The organism is Caulobacter sp. DWR3-1-2 (assembly GCF_049896225.1).
GTDB lineage: Bacteria > Pseudomonadota > Alphaproteobacteria > Caulobacterales > Caulobacteraceae > Caulobacter.
Window position 1 is genome coordinate 216,168 of the sequence record NZ_JAFCTW010000003.1, and the last position, 20,366, is coordinate 236,533.

At 65.8% G+C, this 20,366-nt stretch carries 15 protein-coding genes; 7 read left to right on the forward strand and 8 right to left on the reverse strand.

What is annotated here, in order from left to right; genetic code table 11:
- Window position 1: 1 nt before the first annotated feature.
- From ACP696_RS05655 to ligD, 3 genes are all read right to left on the reverse strand, one after another.
- A complete protein-coding gene (locus tag ACP696_RS05655; RefSeq protein ID WP_426011995.1) occupies window positions 2-1,459 on the reverse strand; it encodes an alpha,alpha-trehalose-phosphate synthase (UDP-forming) in 1,458 nt (485 codons plus the stop codon).
- Window positions 1,456-2,253: a trehalose-phosphatase gene (gene otsB / locus ACP696_RS05660; protein ID WP_426011998.1), complete on the reverse strand. Its 798-nt coding sequence runs from the start codon at window positions 2,251-2,253 to the stop codon at window positions 1,456-1,458. Before otsB ends, ACP696_RS05655 begins: the two co-directional genes overlap by 4 nt.
- 225 nt (window positions 2,254-2,478) lie before the next feature.
- A complete protein-coding gene (gene ligD / locus ACP696_RS05665) occupies window positions 2,479-5,172 on the reverse strand; it encodes a DNA ligase D (protein WP_426012558.1) in 2,694 nt (897 codons plus the stop codon).
- A gap of 572 nt (window positions 5,173-5,744) precedes the next feature.
- Here ligD and ACP696_RS05670 point away from each other — a divergent pair.
- From ACP696_RS05670 to ACP696_RS05685, 4 genes are all read left to right on the forward strand, one after another.
- A complete protein-coding gene (locus tag ACP696_RS05670; protein ID WP_426012000.1) occupies window positions 5,745-6,560 on the forward strand; it encodes a 2-keto-4-pentenoate hydratase in 816 nt (271 codons plus the stop codon).
- Between the two features lie 51 nt (window positions 6,561-6,611).
- Window positions 6,612-7,886 (forward strand): MFS transporter, encoded by a 1,275-nt coding sequence (locus tag ACP696_RS05675; protein WP_426012002.1) that lies wholly within the window; start codon window positions 6,612-6,614, stop codon window positions 7,884-7,886.
- 93 nt (window positions 7,887-7,979) lie between these two features.
- Window positions 7,980-9,017 (forward strand): oxidoreductase, encoded by a 1,038-nt coding sequence (locus ACP696_RS05680; RefSeq protein WP_426012003.1) that lies wholly within the window; start codon window positions 7,980-7,982, stop codon window positions 9,015-9,017.
- Complete coding sequence (locus ACP696_RS05685) at window positions 9,014-9,481, forward strand: heme-degrading domain-containing protein (protein WP_426012004.1); 468 nt, start codon at window positions 9,014-9,016, stop codon at window positions 9,479-9,481. Before ACP696_RS05680 ends, ACP696_RS05685 begins: the two co-directional genes overlap by 4 nt.
- 51 nt (window positions 9,482-9,532) lie before the next feature.
- Here ACP696_RS05685 and mrdA read toward each other — a convergent pair whose 3' ends face one another.
- A complete protein-coding gene (mrdA, locus tag ACP696_RS05690; RefSeq protein WP_426012006.1) occupies window positions 9,533-11,503 on the reverse strand; it encodes a penicillin-binding protein 2 in 1,971 nt (656 codons plus the stop codon).
- Between the two features lie 347 nt (window positions 11,504-11,850).
- Between mrdA and ACP696_RS05695 the strand changes: the two genes are divergently transcribed.
- The gene (locus ACP696_RS05695; RefSeq protein WP_426012008.1) at window positions 11,851-13,641 is read left to right on the forward strand and encodes a thiamine pyrophosphate-binding protein; all 1,791 of its coding nucleotides are present in this window, start codon (window positions 11,851-11,853) and stop codon (window positions 13,639-13,641) included.
- A gap of 83 nt (window positions 13,642-13,724) precedes the next feature.
- Window positions 13,725-14,516, forward strand: a complete 792-nt coding sequence (locus ACP696_RS05700; RefSeq protein WP_426043530.1) for a class I SAM-dependent methyltransferase — start codon at window positions 13,725-13,727, stop codon at window positions 14,514-14,516.
- Here the strand turns inward: ACP696_RS05700 and ACP696_RS05705 are convergent.
- Genes ACP696_RS05705 through rfbH form a run of 3 tightly spaced genes read right to left on the reverse strand, consistent with a single transcriptional unit; the run spans window position 14,513 to window position 18,119 of the window.
- A complete protein-coding gene (locus tag ACP696_RS05705; RefSeq protein WP_426012012.1) occupies window positions 14,513-15,610 on the reverse strand; it encodes a class I SAM-dependent methyltransferase in 1,098 nt (365 codons plus the stop codon). The two genes, ACP696_RS05700 and ACP696_RS05705, sit on opposite strands and share 4 nt — an antisense overlap.
- 4 nt (window positions 15,611-15,614) lie before the next feature.
- Window positions 15,615-16,745 carry a glycosyltransferase family 2 protein gene (locus ACP696_RS05710; protein ID WP_426012014.1) on the reverse strand — a complete coding sequence of 377 codons (1,131 nt, stop codon included), beginning with the start codon at window positions 16,743-16,745 and terminating at the stop codon, window positions 15,615-15,617.
- 12 nt (window positions 16,746-16,757) lie between these two features.
- Window positions 16,758-18,119 (reverse strand): lipopolysaccharide biosynthesis protein RfbH, encoded by a 1,362-nt coding sequence (gene rfbH / locus ACP696_RS05715; protein ID WP_426012560.1) that lies wholly within the window; start codon window positions 18,117-18,119, stop codon window positions 16,758-16,760.
- A gap of 141 nt (window positions 18,120-18,260) precedes the next feature.
- On the opposite strand from rfbH, the gene rfbG reads away from it, so the two are divergent.
- On the forward strand, window positions 18,261-19,361 hold the full coding sequence (gene rfbG / locus ACP696_RS05720; RefSeq protein WP_426012016.1) for a CDP-glucose 4,6-dehydratase: 1,101 nt from the start codon (window positions 18,261-18,263) through the stop codon (window positions 19,359-19,361).
- On the opposite strand, the gene ACP696_RS05725 is transcribed toward rfbG, so the two are convergent.
- The gene (locus ACP696_RS05725; RefSeq protein WP_426012018.1) at window positions 19,313-20,293 is read right to left on the reverse strand and encodes an NAD-dependent epimerase/dehydratase family protein; all 981 of its coding nucleotides are present in this window, start codon (window positions 20,291-20,293) and stop codon (window positions 19,313-19,315) included. The genes rfbG and ACP696_RS05725 overlap by 49 nt on opposite strands.
- Window positions 20,294-20,366: the final 73 nt, after the last annotated feature.

Consider the following 20,366-nt stretch of genomic DNA (forward strand, 5'->3'; position numbering starts at 1 on the left):
GTCATGCTCTCCCTCCGGCCCGGACAGCCAGGGCTGGTGTTTCGTTGGCGGCCTTGGGCAAGGCGGCCTCCCTTGTCGTCATGTGGGGCGGCTCGCGCAGCGCCGAGACGAAGTCGTCTCGCCAGGCGGTGACGTCGTGGCGGGTGACATTGTCGATCAATGCTTCCCAGCGGCGCTTGCGATCGGCCAGATCCATGCTCAGAGCTCGGCTCAAGGCGTCGGATATCTCTTCGGGGCTGTTGGGGTTTATGATCAACGCCTCCTTCAGCTGCCGTGCCGCGCCGGCGAAGCGCGAGAGGATCAGCACGCCCGGATCGTCAGCGTTTTGCGAGGCGACATATTCCTTGGCCACCAGATTCATGCCGTCACGCAGGGGGGTAACCAGGGCAGCCTTGGCAGCGCGATAGACCCCGGCCAGCTCGTCGCGGCGATAGCTGCGATTGAGGTAGCGGATCGGATTGAAGTCCATGTCGGCATAGGCGCCGTTGATCCGCCCGATCAGCCCGTCTAGCCGCCCGCGCAGGTCCTGGTAGGCCCCGACCTCGTCGCGCGAGATCGGGGCGATCTGCAGCAGCATGACCTCGCGACGGGCCTCGTCATTGTCGTGCAGGAACCGCTCGAAGCCGATCAACCGTTCTTCCAGTCCCTTGGAATAATCTAGGCGATCAACGCCAACGATCATCTTGCGAAACACGCTGTGGGCCATGAGCCGGTCATAGACCCGGTTGGCGCGGAAGCTGTCCTTGATGCGGTCGAAGTCGGCCGCGTCGATGCCAATCGGGAAGGCGCCAGCCTGGGTGGTCTGGCCGAAGGCCGTCAGCCGCCCATCATCGGTGCGCTCGCCGCCCACCTCGTTGAACACATAGCCCTCGAAGGCCTGGACGCTCTCCTCGGTCTGGAAGCCGATCAGGTCGTAATGGAACATCGCCTCGACCAGCGGCCTATGGCGCGGAAGGGTCACCACCAGCTGGTGAGCGGGCCACGGGATGTGCAGGAAAAAGCCGATCCGGTTGGTCACGCCAAGCCGGCGCAGCTCCCGCGCCATCGGGATCAGGTGGTAGTCGTGCACCCAGATGATGTCGTCGGGCTCGATCAGCGGCAGCAAGGTCTCGGCGAAGCGCTTGTTGACCCGGTCATAGCCCTCGCCGAACGAGCGGTCATAAGCGGTCAGATCGACGCGATAGTGGAACAGCGGCCACAGGGTCTTGTTGGCATAGCCGTTGTAATATTCCTGGTAGTCGTTCTCCTCGAGATCCACGGTGGCCACCGTCACCCCGTCAGCCTTCTGCATGTTCAGCTGGCCGGTGAACGTCTCGGTGGTCTTGCCGCTCCAGCCAAACCAGATGCCGGAATATTCGCGCAAGGCCGCGCCTAGGGCCATGGCTAGGCCGCCGACGCTTTCGTCGCCCTTGCCGGTGGGCGGATTGACGCGGTTGGAGACGACGATCAGGCGGCTCATGCGACGCTCCTCCCGCCCCCGGCGCCCCCGGCTCCAAGGGCGACGCTCAGCCAGTCGAGCACGGCTCCGCAGTCTTCCAGACGATAGACTGCCTGGGTCGGACGCTCCGGCCCGACTAGCACGCCATAGCCGCCTAGGCGGGCGGCGGCGGCGAAGCCGTCCTCGTCGGTCAGATCGTCGCCCACGAAGACCGGGCAGGCCCCGTCGAACGGCGCCTCGCGCAGGAAAGCCGACACCGACTTGCCCTTGTCCTGGCCGGGGGTTCGCAGCTCGGCGACCATGTCACCCAGTTGCAGGACCAGTTCGGAGGACTGGGCCAAGCGTTCGGCGGCCTCGATCACGGCCTCGGCGGCGGAGGGCGCATTGCGATAGTGCAGGCCTACGCTGAGACCCTTGTCTTCGAACAACAGGCCCTTGTCGCTGCGGGCCAGATCGCGCAGCACGCCGCGCGCATAGTCGAGGTGGGCGTGCGGTTTAGCGCACTCCACGCCGTGGGCGCCCCGGCGGACAAGGCCGTGGACGGCGGCGATGGCCGGAACGCGGCCTTCCAGAATGCGATCAAGGTCCTTCAGCGCGCGGCCGCTGACCACCGCCACGCGGCCGTCCAAGGCGCGGGTCAGGTCGTCGAGCAGCGCCGCGCGGCGCGCGTCAGGGCCAACCTGTTCAGGCCGGGGCATGATCGGGGCTAGCGTGCCATCAAGGTCGAGAAAAAGGGCCGCGTGGGGCGGCAAGGCGACAGGGGGTGGTGGCAAATCATCCGACGCATGCCGAACGGCTGACCCAAACGCGGTCATGGCGATAAGGCCCTCTCCGAAGACTACAGGCTTGAGAAACGCACTGGACAGCCGTTTCGATCCGTTGCGCTGCGGCGAAGCTCGGTCACGATGCGCTCACGTCGCTGTGCGAGACCGAAGGTGCGACAGCTCTCGAAATCGCAAAGACTACGGCCTCATGGTCGTCATCGCCGCCGTTTTGCGCAGCTGTCACTTCCATGACCCAGAGCGCCCGCGCCCCACCCCCTACTCCAGCCGCTTGATCGCCGCCTTCAGCGGTTTGGCGGCGTCAAAATAGTCCTCCCAAGCCGTGCTCTTGGCGAGCAAGCCGGGAACGCTGCGGATCGTGTACTTCGTGGGATCGAGGCCCGCCTTCACCTGAGTCCAGTTGAGAGGCATCGACACTGTCCCGCCCGGCCTGGCTCTCGCCGAAAGCGGTGCGACGGCGGTGCTGGTGCGGTCGTTACGCAGGTAGTCGAGGAAGATCCGCCCCTCCCGCGCCTTCTTGCTCATGGTGATCAGGTACTTGTCCGGCGCATCGGCGGCCATGCGAGCGCAGACCTCGCGGGCGAAAGTCTTGGCCAAGTCCCACGGCACCTTGTCGGATAGGGGCGTGACGATATGCAGGCCCTTGCCGCCGGTGGTCTTGCAGAAGCTGACCAGCCCCACCTCCTCCAGCCGGTCGCGGACCTCGCGGGCTCCGTCGATGACATCCTGGAAGGTGACGCCCGGCGCGGGGTCGAGGTCGAAGACCAGCCGGCCGGCCACTTCGGGGTCGCCCGGCTGGCAATTCCAGGGATGGATCTCGACGGCGGCGATCTGGGCGGCGGCGATCAGGGCCTCGAGCCGGTCGAACTGGATGTAGGGCTGCTTGTCGCCCTTCACGGTGGTCAGCTCGATCAGCGAGGACATCCCGCGCATGGCATGGCGCTGGAAGAAGGCCTCGCCGCCGATGCCGTCGGGCACGCGGATGATCGAGGCCGGCCGGCCCTTGAGGTGCGGCAACATCCAGGGCCCGACCGCTTCCATATAGCGGGCAAGGTCGATCTTGGTCCCCGGCGTTCCATCGACATCGGGCCAGAGGGCCTTGTCGGGCTTGGAGATGGTCACGCCCATCACGATGCTGTCGGTCTTGGCGGTCGAGATCGTGGTCGGAGCGGTCTTGCTTGTGGCCTGGGGCACGGCCTTGGGGACCGGCGTCGCCAGCTCGGCGGTCTCGGCGGAGGCCGGGACCTCGGCCTCGACTTCGGCGGCCGGCTTGTCCTCGCGCAGACCCTTGAACGAGGCCTGGCGGATCGAACCATCGCCAGTGAAGCCGGCATATTCGATCTCGGCCACCAGTTCGGGCTTCACCCAATGGACGTTGTCGGCCTTGCGCGGCGCGCCCTTGCCTTCGAACGGCGACTTGTCAGTCTCCAGCGCCTTCAGGCGCGGCAGCAGCTTGCCGACCTTGTCGCGGCGAAAGCCAGTGCCGATCCGGCCCACATGGGCCAGCTTGCCCTCGCGATAGACGCCGGCGATCAGCGACCGGAAGGCGCTGCCGGTGGTGGTGTAGCCGCCGATCACCACCTCATGGCCCGCGCGGCACTTGGCCTTCATCCAGCTGTCGCTGCGGCCGGAGCGATAGGGTGCGTCCAGCCGCTTGGAAATGATGCCCTCCAAGTCGAGCTTGCAGGCCGACAGCAGCACCGCGTCGCCGGCCGTCTCAAAGTGATCGACGAAGCGCAGGCGTGGCTCGTCCGGCTCCATCATCGCTTTCAGTCGCGCCTTGCGCTCGCGTAGCGGCAGGTCGCGAAGGTCCCCGCCTTTGTCGGTCAGCAGGTCGAAGGCGAAGAAGATCAGGTCAATGGTATTCCCGTCCGACAGCGCCGCCTGCAGGCCAGCGAAGTCAGGCTGGCCAGCGGCGTCCAAGGCCACCACCTCGCCATCGAGGATGCTATCGGGCAGATCCGCGGCGGCCTTGGCGATGGAGGTAAACTTGGCGGTCCAGTCCAGGCCCTTGCGCGTGCGCAGGGTGGCCCGGCCGCCCTCGACGCGCAGTTGGACGCGGTAGCCGTCGAACTTGATCTCATGCGCCCAGCCGGGGCCGGCCGGCGGGCGGTCCAGGGCCTTGCAGAGCTGCGGCTCGATGAAGTCGGGCAGGATCTGGAGCTTGGCCTTTGGTTTGCTGACCTTGGATTTGGCCTTGGGCTCGGATTTGGGTTCAACGGGTTTGGCGAACGTCGGCGTCTCTTCCGCATCGGCCTGCAGGGTCTCCCGCCCGGCCTTGGTCCGCGAGGTCCACACCGCGTCCTTCGTGCCCTTGGACTTCAGGATGAACGGCTTGGGCCCCTTGCCCTTACCGGCGGCGATGTCGGCCATGGTCCGGCCCGAGGCGATCGAGGCGTCGTCCTCCAGTAGGGCCCCGCCCTTCCCCGGCTGGGCGGCGTCGTCCTTATGCTTGATCAGCAGCCAGTTGGGCCGCTTGCTCTTGCCGTCCTTGGCGTTGCGGTCCCGGTTCATCCGCACGAGCACCCAGGAGCCGTGCAGCCGCTCGCCCTCGAGCACGAACTTCAGTTCGCCCTTCTTCAGCGCCTTGCCGATGTCTTCGAAACCCGCCTCGGGCGTCCAGTAGCCTCGGTCCCACAGCTGCACCGTTCCTCCGCCATACTGGCCCTGCGGAATGGTGCCTTCGAAGTCCCCATAGCCGAGCGGATGGTCCTCAACCTCGACCGCCAGCCGCCTGTCGGCGGGGTCCAGAGACGGGCCACGAGTCACGGCCCAGGATTTCAGCACCCCGTCGATCTCCAGCCGGAAATCATAGTGTAGACGCGTGGCCTCGTGCTTCTGGATCACGAACCGGGCATGGGGCGCGGCGGCCACCGCCTGCTCGCCGCTGGGCTCGGCAGTCTTCTGGAAGTCACGTTTGCGGCGATACTCTGCGAGTTGGCCCTCGGCCATGGCGACGCTCCTTGTCTGCGAGGAGAAATCGCCGCCCGGTCCGCCGGTTCCGGAGCGCGCGGCGTCGATCCGCTTGACTAGCGCCTTGGGCGCCTGAATGCGCCAGGCGCGGGCCAGCAAATCCGCCAATTCATCCTCGTCCACCCTGTCGAGCTGCACCAGCACGGCGGGAAAGCCGCGATAGTGGTCATCGTCGAAGAACCGTTCGGGCGCGACCTCGATCAGCATCTCCTTCTCGGGGAGCGGACAGCGCACCGCGATCACGCCGACGACCAGCTCGCGCCGGGCCTTGGGAGCGGCGCGAGCGAAATAGGACCAAGCGATGCCCTTGCCGTGGACCTCGAACGCCCGGCGCTGGCGCTCGCGGCTCGCCACGACTTCGGGCAGCGCGAGCGCCAGGCGGCGGAGGGTGACGAGATCAACCATGGAGGCAGGCAACCCCGGCAAAAGGAGCCTGACAATCCACTGCCACCGGTGTCGCTTGCCCGATTGTCAATGACACCGGTTTCCATTATGCAGTTTCTAAGCCTGTTAAACGGGACAGTAGAGTAGTGCGAGGGAGGATTCGCGGCGTGACCGTTTCCGAGGCCGAGAGCGAAGTGTTCGCGCCGGCGTCCATCGCTCAACAATTCGTGGAGGCGCGCCTGAAGGGCGTGTCGGTCCCCGGCTATCCGGGCGGCGTGCTTCCCCGGACCATGGCCGACGGCTATGCCGTGCAGGACATCGCGATCGATTCCTGGCCCGATGAACTAGTCGGCTGGAAGGTAGGCCTGGTGCCGCCGCAGCACCGCGAACGCCTGGGCGCCGAACGCCTGGCCGGCTGCATCTTCAAGAAGAACGTCTGGGACGCCACGTCGGCTCCCACCCCGTTCCGCGCTATCGCCGGTGGCTTCACCGCCGTAGAGGCCGAATTCATCGTCCGGCTAGGCAAGGACGCCCCAGTCGACAAGACCGAGTGGACCGCCGATGAAGCCGCGGAATACGTCGGTGACCTGCTGGTCGGCGTCGAGATCGCCGGCAGCCCGCTGGCTACCATCAATCAACTCGGCCCGCCCATCGTCGCCTCGGATTTCGGCAATAATGACGGCCAGATCCTCAGCACGGTCATAGAAAACTGGCGCGAGATCGCCTGGGAAGACATGCCGTCCGAGACCTTCATCAATGGCGTGTCGGTCGGCAAGGGCGGCGCGTTCTCGATCCCCGGCTCGCCGCTAGCCGCTCTGGCCTTCCTGCTGGGACACGTCGCCTCGCGCGGCAGACCCCTCAAGAAGGGCATGCTGGTGACCACAGGCGCCAGCACCGGCATTCATGACGTTGCGGCAGGCGACCAGGCGCGCGTAGACTTCGTTCCATTCGGGACTGTCGCCTGCGTCGCCATCCCGGCCTAAAAAACCGACGGGGGCGTCGGAAAAACAACAAGACCAAGGGTAAGGAAGTCCATGGACGCTCCAACGATGCCCGCTCCATCCGCGAGGATCGGGCGGTACAGATGGGTGATTGTCGGCCTGCTATTCCTGGCGATGGTGATCAACTATGTCGATCGCCAAACCATTGGCTTGCTAAAGGCTGACCTGAGCAAGGAATTTGGTTGGGACGAGACCCACTACGCTGACCTCGTCTTCTACTTCCAACTTGCCTATGCTGTGGCCTACCTGGCCTGGGGCAAGATCATGGACAGGATCGGGGCGCGCTGGGGCTTCGGTATTGCGTTCTTCATCTGGCAGGTCGCCCATATCGGCCACGCCCTGGCGCGTGGGTTCGGGGGCTTCGCTATTGCCCGCATGGGCCTGGGCATAGGTGAGGCCGGCGGCTTTCCCGGCGGCATCAAGGCCGTGGCCGAGTGGTTCCCCAAGAACGAGCGCGCCCTGGCCACCGGCATCTTCAACGCCGGCACCAATATCGGCGCCATCGTCACCCCGCTGGTGGTGCCGGGCATCGTTCTGGCCTTTGGCTGGCAGATGGCTTTCATCGTCACCGGGATCGCCGGCCTGGTCTGGCTGCCGCTGTGGCTGATCGTCTATCGCCGGCCGCGTGAGCAGAAGCGCCTGTCGGCCGCCGAACTGGCCCACATCGAGCAGGACCCAGCCGACCCCGTCGAGAAGATCGGCTGGGCCAAGCTGCTCACCAAGCGCGAAACCTGGGCCTTCGCCCTGGGCAAGTTCCTGATCGACCCGATCTGGTGGATGTTTCTGTTCTGGCTGCCCGACTTTTTGGGCAAGCGCTACGGCCTGGATCTCAAGACCTTCGGCCCACCGCTGATCGCCATCTATCTGCTCAGCGACGTTGGCAGCGTCGGCGGCGGCTGGCTTTCGTCCCGCCTAATGAAAGCCGGATGGAGTATCAACAAGGCGCGCAAGACGACCATGCTGGTCTGCGCCCTGCTGGCCACGCCCGTGGTTTTCGCCGCCAATGTGGACAGTCTTTGGGTCGCCGTGCTGATCATCGGTGTCGCCACCGCTGCTCACCAGGGCTTCTCGGCCAATCTCTACACCCTGCCGTCGGACGTCTTTCCGCGCGGCGCCGTGGGCTCGGTCGTCGGCATCGGCGGTATGCTGGGCGCGGTGGGGGGCATGGTGTTCTCCAAGTACATCGGCCGCGTACTGGACCAGATCGGCACCTACACCCCAATCTTCATCGTCGCCGGCAGCGCCTATCTGGTGGCCCTGCTGGTCATCCATCTGCTGACCCCGAAGATGGAGCCGGTGAAGGTCTAGGCCTTCATCAGCATCCGAAGAACGAGCCCCTGACCGTAAGGTCGGGGGCTTTTTCTTGCGCCCTATCCCGCAGAGGATTGGGTATAAGACGCCATGTCCTCACGCCTCCCCTTCAAGGTCGCCCTGGTCGGCTACGGCTTCGTCGGCAAGACCTTCCACGCGCCACTGATCACCGTCACGCCGGGCCTTGCCCTGCACACCGTGGTTTCCAGCGACCCGGTCAAGGTCTTGGCCGACCATCCGGCCGTGAAGGTCGCGCCCGACCTGGACGCCGCCTTGCGCGACCCCACCATCGACCTGGTGGTGATCGCCACCCCCGACCCGCTGCACGCCCGGCAGGCCCATGCGGCGCTGGACGCCGGCAAGGCCGTGATCATCGACAAGCCGTTCGCCGTGACGCTTGAGGACGCCCGCGCCGTCGCCGACCACGCCCGTCGCGCCGGCAAGCTGTTGAGCATCTTCCACAACCGCCGCTGGGACAGCGACTTCCTCACGTTGAAGGCCCTGATCGCCGACGGGTCACTCGGCGAAGTCGTCCAATACGAGAGCCATTTCGACCGTTTCCGTCCGATCGTCCGTGACCGCTGGCGCGAGGCGCCCGGCGCTGGCGTGCTGCTCGACCTCGGCCCGCATCTGATTGACCAGGCCCTGCAGCTGTTCGGCTCGCCCCGGGCGGTGTTCGCCGACATCGCCGCGCAGAAGGACGGCGGCCAAGCCGGCGATTATTTCCACCTGCTACTACGCTACCCGCGCCTGCGGGTTCTGCTGCACGCCAGCCAGATGACCATCGCCTCGGACCTGCGAATGGCCGTGCATGGCACGAAAGGCAGCTTCATCAAGCAGGGCCTGGACGCGCAGGAAGACGCCTTGAAGGCTGGGGTCGCCCCGGGCTCCGCAGGCTGGGGCGCCGATCCGCGTCCCGGGACCCTGGTTGTTCCCGATGGCGAGAGGACGGTCAGCCGCTCCGTTTCGGGCGAACCGGGGAACTATCCGGCGTATTACACCGCGATCCGCGACGCCCTGCTAGGCGTGGGACCCAACCCCGCGCCGCCTGAGGAGGGTTTAGCGGTCATGGAACTGATCGACCTGGCCCAGCGCAGCGCGGCCGAGGGCCGGGAACTGTCGCTGTGACCGACACCGATCTGCTGGCCGCCGTCGCCGCCCAGGAAAAGACTCTGGTGTTCGAGCGCTTCACCCTTGAGACCGCCTGGACGCTGGGAACCGCCCTGCGCGACCTCGCCCTGGCCCGGTCCGCCCCGGTGGCCATCGACATCAGTCTGCGCGACCGCCCGCTGTTCCACGCCGCCCTGCTGAGCGCGGGTCCCGACAACGCCGACTGGATCCGCCGCAAACGCAATACCGTCCTGACCCTGGGGACCAGCACCCTGGCCGTCGGCCTGAAGCTGAAGGCCTCCGGCGAGACGCTGGAGAGCCGATACGGCTTGCCGCTCCGAGACCACGCCGCCCACGGCGGCGGGTTTCCGCTGCTCCTGGCGGGCCTGGGCTGCATCGGCGCGATCACCATCTCGGGTCTGCCGCAGGTCGAGGATCACGGGCTGGTGGTCGAGGGGCTGGAAAGACATCTAGGTCTATAAAAATACCGCTCATCCCGGCAAATGCCGGGATGAGCGGTTGAAAGGTTGGATTTAGCCCTCCTCCGTCACCACCACCGCCGGCCCCGCGTCCCCTTCCCCCTCGTCGGTCGTCGGCGCGTCGGGCAGCGGCATCGGGCGTTCGATCCGCGCTCGGATCTCCGGGTCCTTCAGCAGCGCCACGCGCATTACCTCCCGAGCCCGCGGCGCGGCGGCGCTCGATCCGAACTGACCGCCGTGCTCGATGATCACCGACATGGCGTAGCGGGGATTGTCATACGGCGCGAAGGCGATGAATAGATTGTGGTCCTTGAGCTTCCAGGCGACGCCTTGGTTGCTGCGCGAGGCCCCCGCCGCATATTGGCGCACCTGGGCGGTGCCGGTCTTGCCGGCCATCTTGACGTCACCCAAACCGAGCTGACTCTGCTTGAAGGCCCCGCCGGTTGGGTCATTGGCCACCGCAGCCATGCCCGCGCGCACGATGTCGAGGTGTTCCTGGCTGAACGGCAGGTCGGCCACCGCGTCGCCGTGCGGCTGCTCAACCCCGCCCACCGACTTCACCAGGCGCGGGTTCAACGCCTTTTTCCCGTTGGCCAGCCGCGCCGTCATCACCGCCAACTGCAGGGCGTTGACGTTGATATAGCCTTGGCCAATCCCGTAAGGCACGCTGTCGCCGGGATGCCAGGTCGGGTCGAGCTTGAAGGTCTTCCTCTTCCACTCGCGCGTCCCCACCAGTCCCTTGCGCTGGCCGGGGATGCCGATGTCGAAGGTACTGCCGTAGCCGAAGGCCTTGGCCGTCGCGCTGATCGGTTCCGGCCCAATGCGCAGGGCCATCTGGTAGAAATAAACGTCGCAGCTGTTCTTGATGGCGTCGTGCATGTTCTGCGAGCCGTGACCGCCCTTCTTGTGGCAGTGCCAGACCCGGCCGCCGAACGACCAACCGCCGGTGCAAGTCACCCGCTCGGACGGATCCACACCCGCCGTCAGGGCCGCCATGGCCACAGTGGGCTTGAACGTCGAGCCAGGCGGATAGGTGCCGGTCATCACCTTGTCGAGCAGGGGTTTGCGCTCATACTCGGCCAGCGCCCGGTACTCCGGCCCCGACAGCCCCTTCACGAAGCGGTTGGCGTCGAAGCTGGGGGTCGAGACCATGGCCAGCAGGTCGCCGCTCTGGCAGTCCATCAGCACGATGGCGCCGCTCTCCTCGCCCATCACCTCAAGCGCCCGGTTCTGGATGTCGGCGTCCAGGGTCAGGCGGATATCGGCGCCGGCCCCCGGTGCGATGTCGCCCTCGGGATCGAGGCGCACGGTGCGGCCTTGGGCGTCGACCTCGGCCTTGGTGGCCCCGGCATGGCCGCGCAGAGCGGTGTCAAAAGCCTTCTCCACCCCCAGCTTGCCGATCCGGAAGCCGGGATGGTGCAGCAGCTCCTGGTCCTGGCTCGTATCGGTCTTGGCCTTGTCGAGGTCTCGGTCCGAGACCTTGGCCACATAGCCGATCACATGGGCGAAGGCGCCGCCGAACGGATAGACTCGCACCTCCCCCATGTCGGCGGTCACGCCGGGCAGCTCGGGCGCGCGGATGTTGACCCGGGAGAACTCCTCCCAGGTCATGTCTTCCATCACCGCCACCGGCGTCTTCTTGGGCGATCGCTCAAGGTCCTTGAGGATGCGAGCCCGGCGGTCCGCGTCGATGGGGACCAGCAGGGCCAGCTCGTCCAGGGCGGTTTCGGCGTCGAAGCCGGTGTCCTTGGTGACCAGCAGTCGGAAATTGGGCCGGTTGGAGGCCAGCGAAATGCCGTTGCGGTCGTGGATCGTGCCGCGCGGCGGCGACACCAGTCGGTAGTTGAACTGGTTGCCGGCCGACAGCTTCTGGTAGCGCCGGGCCTCCACCAGCTGCAGCTGGGCCAGACGTCCGCCCAGGGCCAGCAACCCGCCGCCGGCCAGGCCGGCCATCAGGAAGGCGCGCCGATGAAACACGCCCTGCCGTTCGTTGACCTCGGAGAAGAAGATCGTCGGTTCGCTCACGAAAGCGCCTCGGGCCGAGGCGTCCGGGAGGGTTCAAGCGGCGTCGCTCGACAGCGCGCGATCCGCGCGGCGGCCAGGGAAATCATGGTGTGAGGAGGGCCGCGTGTTGGAGTTGATTTCTCCGCAGAGTGGACCTGCGCCGTGGCTCGTCAATGGGCGCGGCGGGTTGGCTGAAAATATTTTCCTAAGGGAGTTCAGTCGCTCCGGCGTGGCCCTCGAGCCAGCCGCCGCTCTCGAGGTCTTTGGAACTCCGCACACGCGATAGTTTGCCGGACGAAGGGTTGAATGATCGACCTTGATCGCGCCAAGGTCCACCGCCTATGCATGCGTTTTCGGCTTGGTTCATCATGAGTCCTTCTCGTCCCCCGATCCGCCCAGAGGCAGAGCGCAATATAGCCTCCTATGCGGTGGACCTGGCTGCTGCGCTCGGCGGGCGCGCGGCGTTCACCCTGACGGGCGGCATGGCGATGTACCTCAACCGGGCCGTCTCGACCCATCCAGGCGTGACGGCGGTCTACAATCAGCACGAACAGGCCTGTGTCGCCGCCGCTGAAGGCTACGCCAAGGCCACGAATTACCGCAGTGCGGGTCTGGCGGTGGTCACGGCCGGGCCAGGGGTCACCAACACGATCACGAGCCTGTGCTCGGCCTATGGCGACAGCGCGCCGGTCATCGTTCTGGCGGGACAGGTCAAGACCGCCGACATCGACGCCTTCGGCACACGCACCCACGGCAACCAGGAGGTGCGGTCGCGCGCGTTGATTACCCCCTGCGTCAAACGCTTCACCCGGCTCACAGCGGCGGGTTTTCGCGAGGAACTGAGCGAGACCTTCTCCGAGGCCTTCGCCGGCCGCCCGGGGCCCGTGTTTGTGGAAATCCCGCTGGACGTCCAGAACGTGGCGGTCGACTACGCACCGGAGGACATCGAGGCGGCTACGCACGCAATCCGGGCCCGATCAGCGTCGGGGGTCGGGCCCGCGGACGTCTCATCCCTGACGCAGGCCCTGGGCTGGTTGCTCGGTGGCGAGCGTCCGCTTGTCTATATCGGTAATGGCTGCCGGCTGGCCCAGGTGGAGGCCGCGGCGCGCGGTTTCATCGAGACGCACGGTCTGCCGGCGGTGCTGTCCTGGGTGTCGATCGACCAACTGCCGGCTGAGCATCCGCTGAACTTCGGCGCGCCAGGGGGGCTGGCGCCGCTGTCGGCCAACCAAATCCTCTACCAAGCTGACCGAGTGCTATTCCTGGGCGCGAGGCTGGACCTGGGCACCACGGCCTTTCAACGGCATGACTTCGGGGCCCAGGCCGAGCGAATCATGATCGACATCGACCCCAGCGAACTGGCCAAGTTCGATGGCATGCCCAATACGCGCGCCGTGCGCGCCGACCTGACCGCCCTGCCCGCCGCCGTCGCGGCGACGCGGGATCAGCCCAAGGCCATGGCGGCGGGCTGGCTGACCTGGTGCCAAACGCGCCGGACGGAATATCAGGCCGACGAGCGCCGCCGCCTGACGGTCGACAGCCTGAACATCTACGGTATCGCCCAACGTTTGTCGGCTTGGTCATCGGGCAAGGTGTTCGCCCCTACCAGTTCAGGCTGGGCGATCGAGGCCTTCTTCCGCTTTTTCGCGCCGCGCCAGGGGAGCCGCATCTTCTTCGGAGCCTCGCTGGGCGCCATGGGTCTGGGCCTGCCCCAGGCCATTGGGGCCAGCTTCGGCTCTGACAAGCAGGTGATCTGCGTCGAGGCCGACGGCGGCTTGATGCTGAACCTACAAGAGCTTGCGACCCTGGCCCACTATGCCCCCAAGGGCTTCGTGTTGCTGGTGCTCAACAACGACGGCTACGGCTCGATCCAAGCTTCTCAGGTGCGCCATTTTGGCGCCGAGGGCGGGGCGAGCAAGGCCTCCGGCGTATTCATTCCGGACTACGGCCAGGTCGCGCCCGCCTTCGGCCTGCGTTATCTGCGCATCGACAGCCTGGCCGACCTGGACGCCTTGCTGCCGACCCTGGACGCGAACGCCCCGCCGGTGTTCGTCGATCTGATGATCGACGCCACGGAGTCGCGCGGTCCGGCGGTCAAGACGATGATCACGCCGGATGGCAAGCTGTCGTCTACCCCGCTGTCGGAGATCCAGTGGTAGGCGCGCTCCCTTTAAGCGAGCGCATCGCCAGCCGCTGCATCTGCTGTAACGGCGACCAGCTTCGCAAGTCACCCGCGATCCTGATGCCCTTCGTCGCCAAGCGAGTGTTCGATTGGGAACCGGTGGAGATCACCGAGGCCTGGGGCATGAAGACCCTGCGCCTGGGGATGGCCTATTCGCTATGCAACTCGCTGCAGTGCCGCGCGTGCGGGGCGCTGTTCCTGGACATCCGATTCAGCGACGCAGAGATGGCGCGGCTCTACAGCGGTTATCGCGACGCTGACTACACGGCCCTGCGCGAACGCTTCGAGCCGGGCTATACGACCTTCAATGACGCTCTTGCCGAGCGCGCGACTTACTTGCCCCAGATCGAGGCGATGATTGGCCTTCATCTGGGGGGGCCGCCGCATGTGCTGGACTGGGGCGGCGACAAAGGCCTCAACACTCCCTTCCGCGACAACGCCGCCAGCCTATCCGTGCACGACATCTCTGGCCTGACCCTCGCCGACGGGGTCGCCGCGGTCGACCGCAAGGGCATGGCCGAGGCGCGTTACGACTTGGTGGTTTGCAGCAACGTGTTGGAGCACGTCCCGGCGCCGGCCATTTTGCTGGACGACATTGTCGCGGTGATGTCGTCCGAAACGCTGCTCTACCTGGAAGTACCGCGCGAATCCTACATGATCCAGAACGACGGCGTCGAGAACCTGGCTGTTGGCAAGAAGTATTGGCACGAGCATATCAACTTCTTCACCGAGATGTCGATACGGATCCTGACCAACCGCCAAGGACTTGTGATCGTTCATTTCGAGATTCTTGAGACCGAAATATACGGTCGAACCGGGCAGCTATTCTGCGTAATTTGCCGAAAAGCCTAAATGTAACGAATCTCACTGCGCGGATAGGCCTCGCGGAAAAAGGTGTCCAGCTTCGAGAACTGCGACACCGTGCAGACGATTAACGCGCCGTCGATCCGCATGACCTCGGTGGGTTCCACGAAGGCGAAGCGGGCCAGACCGTCGGTCGCCAAAACGGCGGCGTTACGGTCGATGACCGCGATGATATTGTCTTTCAGGCAGTGTAGCGGACCGCCCGGCGTCAGGCTGCGATGGAAGTTGTCGCCAAAGCCGTAGACGAAGAATTTCCGATCGCGCAACTCGGCCTGAACCGCCGTCCAACGCGGCGCTTCGTCCCGTAGGTAGCCCTCGATCGCGGCAGGCACAGCCCGCTCGCCCTGGCGGTTTCGCAGGACGACATATTGCGCCGGATAGAACGCTCCCAGCGCGTAGGGCATGGCGTAGGTCCCGCCGGCCACGACGTCAAAGCCTTGCGGCGCGATCCTCAGGATTGCGCGCTGCGAGAAGTGATTGATGTGCAGCCGATCGACGTAATAGCCGAAATGCGGTTGCGGGAAGGTCGCATAAAGCTTCGGATCGGGCGTCTCGATGTGCACGAGGCCCCCTTCACCCACGAGGCCGAACAGTCCCTGGATCTGGCCGATATCGGCCATGTGCTCGACGACGTGGCTCAGGATCAGCAAGTCGTGGTCACCTGGCGGAAATTGGTCGCTGAACCGCAGGTTTGGCAGATCCGAGGGGAAGTTGGCGTTGACGTCGAAGCCCAGGAAATCGACCTGCGGGAAGCGCCCGGCCAGGACGTGGAGCAGGCCGCCGCCGCCGCAGCCGAAGTCCAGTACAGATTGAACCTGCCGCGAGCCGATCAGATCCGCGAGGATCTCGGCCTGGGGAAGATTGCGGTACTGGCCATGCCTCTGGGCAGCGTCGTTGGCGACCGCCGCGTAGTAGTCGCGGTAGCCGGGCGGATCCCGTGGCCAGGTAAAGGCGAAATCGCAGTCGGCGCAGCCGTGCAAAGCGACCTCGCTGGGCAAGTGCGGCTTCTCGCCAAAGCGCATCTGGGCGATGGGCGCACTGGCCTTGAGACCGCAGATCGGACAGGTCGGGGTCAGGACCATCGGTTCAGGGCTTTGTCGAGCGCGAGAACATTTCCGAGGCGCTCAGGGCCTTTTGACGGGCCTCAGCCAGGGCTTGGGTCGCCTCGGTCTTGCGATTGGCCAGTTGCGCGAGCGTGTTGCTGTAGGTGCAAAGCTCGGCGAACTGTTGAAGGCGGTCCGGACGGCAATGAGCCAAGGTGGCTTCCAGGCTGCGACGGTGGCCCATTGTCAGGTGGTAGCCCGAATAGAGAGCCCGCAGCAGATTCTCGAAGATCGTGTCGACTAGGGTGACTTCCGGCGGGCCGTAGGACTGCACCTGCCGGTGACCATTCGACCGCTCGAACAGGTCGAACGGAGCGCCGACCTTGGCGGCGACGTCCGCCAGCAGGCGCGGCAGATCGCCAGCGTAGTCGAAGAAGTTTCCGCCGTTGTAGTCGATGGTCTGGGAGTTGCCGACCCGGTGCACCAAGTGGTTGGCCCTGCTGTAATAAGCCGGGGCGTGGGCGTGCTTTTCCAAGAAGGCGGCCACGTGCGGGTGGCGGGTGTCCGAGCGCAGATAGGGCTCGGGATCCAGCGCCCGAGCGGCCTGCGTGCTCTCGATCTGGGCGCTGATGAAGGCCAACTGGTTTAGCCCGAAAGCGCAGAACAGGTCGATGAAGCTATCGAAGCGCTTGTCCGGCACGGTGTTCAACAACGGATAAAGCACCTCGGTCAGGTCGGCGTTGGCCGCGCGTTTGTTTAGCGTCAGGAAGCTGGGCGCCTCGCGTTCGAGGATCGAGACCACGCTGGCCACGCCGCCCTCCAACAGGACGTCGTCCGAGCCGAAGGTCCAGGTGTAGCGCCCGCGCGCCCGCCAGGGGGCAGCGAACAGGTTGAAGAAGCCGCCTTCGTCACGGGCGTTGACCATGTAGCTCAGGCGCGGATAGCGGTCGGCCAGAGCCTGGATCATGCCGTTGGTGTCGGGACCCGAAGCGTTGTCGCTGATCAGGATTTCGACCTTTTCCTCAAGTCCCTCCTTCAGTTGGTCAGCGATGCTCTGCACCGTAAGCTGCAGCTCAGCCGGGCGCTCATAGGTCGGAATAACGATGCTGAGCACCGGCTCCTGCGCAAACGGTCTGATAACGCTGTCGGCGAGGGCGCATTCGAGTTTTGACATGGGCTGTCCCGCTTAGGCTCGCGTGGTTGGAGAGCGAGCGGCGGCGCGCTCACGGCAGAAGCTGTGGATATTGTCCAGCATGTAGTCGATGTGGTCGGCTCCAAGGCCGGGATAGACTCCGATCCAGAAGGTGCGCTCCATGATCGCATCGGCGTGGATCAGTTCGCCAATAACCCGGAAGTCTCGGCCGGCCATGTAGGGCTGGCGCACCAGATTGCCCCCGAACAGCAGGCGGGTGCCGATCCGGGCGTCTTCCAGATGTCGGGTCAGTTCGTTGCGTGTGAAGGGGGCGTCCGGCTTGACGGTGATCGGGAAGCCGAACCAGGCGGGGTCGCTTCCTGGGGTCGCCTCGGGCAGAACCAAATAGGTCTGCAGGTCGGTCAGGCCAGCCTTCAGAGCCGCGAAGTTGCGTTTGCGTGCCGCGATGAAGCCATCCAGGTGATCCATCTGCGCCAGGCCCACCGAGGCCTGCATGTCGGTCATCTTGAGATTATATCCCAGGTGACCGTAGATGTATTTGTGATCGTAGCCGCGCGGCAGGTCGCCCATCTTCCAGCCGAACCGCTTGCCGCAGGTGTTGTCCATGCCAGGGGCGCAGAAGCAGTCACGCCCCCAGTCACGGAACGACTCGGCCAGCCGCCGCAGGAAGGCGTCATTGGTGAACACCGCGCCGCCCTCGCCTGTCGTGATGTGATGGGCGGGATAGAAGCTGAGGGTGGCGATGTCCCCGAACGTGCCCACCTGCCGGCCGTCATATGTCGAGCCCAGAGCGTCGCAGCAGTCCTCGATCAGCCACAGGCCGTGGTCGTCACAGAGCTTCCGGATCGCCGCCAGATCGAAGGGGTTACCCAAGGTGTGCGCGGCCATGATGGCCTTGGTCTTTCGCCCGATGGCGGCGGCCACCTTGTCCGGATCGAAGTTATAGGTGGTTGGCAACATATCGACGAACACCGGGACCAGGCCCGCGCCCAGCAGCGGATTGACCGTGGTCGGAAAACCCGTCGCGGCGGTGATCACTTCGTCGCCCGGCTTGAGCTGGCGAGCTTTCAGCTTGGGAGACGTCAGAGCCGACAGCGCCACGAGGTTGGCCGACGAACCGGAATTGACGGTCATGGCGAACTCTACGCCGAGCCGCTGCGCCAGGCGGACCTCGAAGGCGTCGTTGAACCGGCCGGTGGTCAGCCAGAAATCAAGCGCCGAGTCCACCAGGCTTCGCATGTCGGCGGCGGCGTAGACGCGGCCCGAAACGGGCACGGGCGACGCGCCCGGCTCGAAGGCTTTCGGCGCGTGAGCCAGCGCGTGGTATTCCTCGACCAAGGCGAGAATCTTGCCACGGAGCGCCGCGGTCTCCTGCGAGGGTTCTTGAAACGAGATGACGCGCTCCCGGTGCGGCCATAGACAACCTTGTTGCTCCGCCTAGGCGGAGACCATGATTATCTCCGATTCGGCGTGTCGTCGGCGCGCCAAACTGCCGCGCTAGAGTGGCCAAGCATTTCGGTCAGTATTGGGCGCGCCATGACAATCGGCATCGACGAGAATTTCTGGCGGGGTCGGCGAGTGCTGCTGACCGGCCATACGGGCTTCAAGGGAGGCTGGATGGCCCTGTGGCTGGAGCGGCTGGGCGCGACCGTGCGCGGCGTGGCGTTACCGCCCGACACCGAGCCGAATCTGTTTGACGCGGCGCGGGTCGGCGAAGGCCTGGACAGCGTGATCACGGACGTGCGCGACCCGGACGGCCTCGACGCGGCCGTGCTCGACTTCACACCATCGGTGGTGATCCACATGGCCGCCCAACCTCTGGTTCGCCGCGCCTACGCCGAGCCACGCGAGACCTTCGCCACCAATCTGATGGGCACGGTCAACCTGCTCGACGTCGTCCGCCGCCTCCCCCGGCCGGTGACGACGCTGATCGTGACGACCGACAAGGTCTACGAGAACCTCGAAGACGGCCAACCCTGCCGCGAAGGCGACCGTCTGGGCGGGCGCGACCCCTATAGCGCCAGCAAGGCCTGCGCCGAGTTGGCGGTCAGGGCCTATTTCGCCGCCTATATGGGGCCAGTTGGCATGGCGGTCGGCGTTGCCCGGGCCGGCAACGTGATCGGCGGCGGCGACTGGTCGCGCGATCGGCTGCTACCGGACATCCTGTCGGCCTTCGCACGCGGCGAACCCGCGATCCTGCGCAATCCAAGCGCCGTACGTCCCTGGCAACACGTGCTGGAACCGCTGCACGGTTACCTGCTGGCGGTCGAGGCTCTGGCCAGATCGCCGGGCCGAGATCTGCGCGCCTGGAACTTCGGCCCCGACCCCGACGGCGCGCGGTCGGTCAGGGCGGTCGCCCGGCTAGCGGCGGAAGCCTGGGACGACAGCGCGTGCATCGTTGAACGTGTCGATCCGAACGCGCCGCACGAGGCGGGCCTGCTCACCCTGAACTCGGACTTGGCGAAAGTTGAGTTGGGCTGGAGCCCGCGCCTTGACGTGGAACAGGCCATTTCGCTGACGACGCTCTGGTGGCGCGACGCCCTGGCCGGGCGCGATCTGCGCGCCACAACCCTAGAACAGATCGATCGCTATGCGTCGTCCGGCGCGTCGGCCAATGGTTCAATCGCATCGAGATAAGCGATGGTGTCGGCGACAATCTTGGCCAGCGGTATTGGGTGCTCACCGCGTTGGAACAGAGCGCTTTGATAGCGGCGTCCGTCGCCGATATACCAATCGCCGACCAAACCCCTCGGCTCTGGGCGGTCGATCACCGGATCGGTTAGACCCAGAGCCTCGCCCACCGCCAGGGCCAGCGCTCCGAGTTCGACGACCTCCGCGCCGCCGACATCGAAGGGCTGCGCCGACTGCGTCTCGTCCACTGCCATGTCGAGGACGACGCGCGCCATTTCCGAGACGTGGACGAAGCTCCTGAACACCGCGTCGGCGGCGGCGATCGTGACCCGGCCCCGCCGCGACAAGCCAAGAACGAAGTCGCCCAAGGCATAGGCTTCGGCGTGGTTGATGAAGGGGCCACCGAGGTTGAACACCCGCGGAAGCAGTACTGCCGTGCCGGTTTTCTGTCCCCACTCGGCGACGGTCGTTTCTTGATCGCGCTTCATTGTCGCGTACGCCGCGCGGGCCGGCGAGCCTTCGCCTGGGCGGTGCGCCGCACCGGACGAGAAGGCGACCAGCCGTCGCGTCGCGCCGGTCTCCGCCAGGGCCAGCACTTGGCCCAGCAAGATGTCGTTGGCGCGCAGCAGGGGCGCCGGACCGTCACCGGCCAGGCGGTCGGCGCCGACGATGCCCGCATGCAGCACCAGCCAGTCACCTTCGCCAAGGCGCGCCCCCGCCAGAGACTCGGTCGTCAGGTCGCGACCGCGCAGATTCAGGACGCGGGGGCGTGAGCCGAATAGTCGCAGGCGGTTGGGAGCGATATCGCTGTCGGTGGCCAGGATTTGGTCCACAAGCGCCATCCCAACCCATCCGGATGCGCCCACCACCGCAACGCGACGATTGGAGTGCGCTAACCATGCGGCGAACTTGCACCTAGGCATTGCCGCCGACTCCATTCTAGACAGGGGCTACGCACGTCGCGGCGCGAACTCAATTGACCGCGCCTAGATATACTAGCCCGCGCCGTAG

Coding starts and splice junctions, on each gene's coding strand:
- ligD (WP_426012558.1), bottom strand. CDS start 5,172: ATGGCCGAGGGCCAACTCGCAGAGTATCGCCGCAAACGTGACTTCCAG.
- ACP696_RS05705 (WP_426012012.1), bottom strand. CDS start 15,610: ATGGTCCTGACCCCGACCTGTCCGATCTGCGGTCTCAAGGCCAGTGCG.
- rfbG (WP_426012016.1), top strand. CDS start 18,261: ATGACAATCGGCATCGACGAGAATTTCTGGCGGGGTCGGCGAGTGCTG.
- ACP696_RS05680 (WP_426012003.1), top strand. CDS start 7,980: ATGTCCTCACGCCTCCCCTTCAAGGTCGCCCTGGTCGGCTACGGCTTC.
- otsB (WP_426011998.1), bottom strand. CDS start 2,253: ATGACCGCGTTTGGGTCAGCCGTTCGGCATGCGTCGGATGATTTGCCA.
- ACP696_RS05675 (WP_426012002.1), top strand. CDS start 6,612: ATGGACGCTCCAACGATGCCCGCTCCATCCGCGAGGATCGGGCGGTAC.
- ACP696_RS05655 (WP_426011995.1), bottom strand. CDS start 1,459: ATGAGCCGCCTGATCGTCGTCTCCAACCGCGTCAATCCGCCCACCGGC.
- ACP696_RS05700 (WP_426043530.1), top strand. CDS start 13,725: ATGCCCTTCGTCGCCAAGCGAGTGTTCGATTGGGAACCGGTGGAGATC.
- ACP696_RS05725 (WP_426012018.1), bottom strand. CDS start 20,293: ATGGAGTCGGCGGCAATGCCTAGGTGCAAGTTCGCCGCATGGTTAGCG.
- ACP696_RS05710 (WP_426012014.1), bottom strand. CDS start 16,745: ATGTCAAAACTCGAATGCGCCCTCGCCGACAGCGTTATCAGACCGTTT.
- ACP696_RS05695 (WP_426012008.1), top strand. CDS start 11,851: ATGAGTCCTTCTCGTCCCCCGATCCGCCCAGAGGCAGAGCGCAATATA.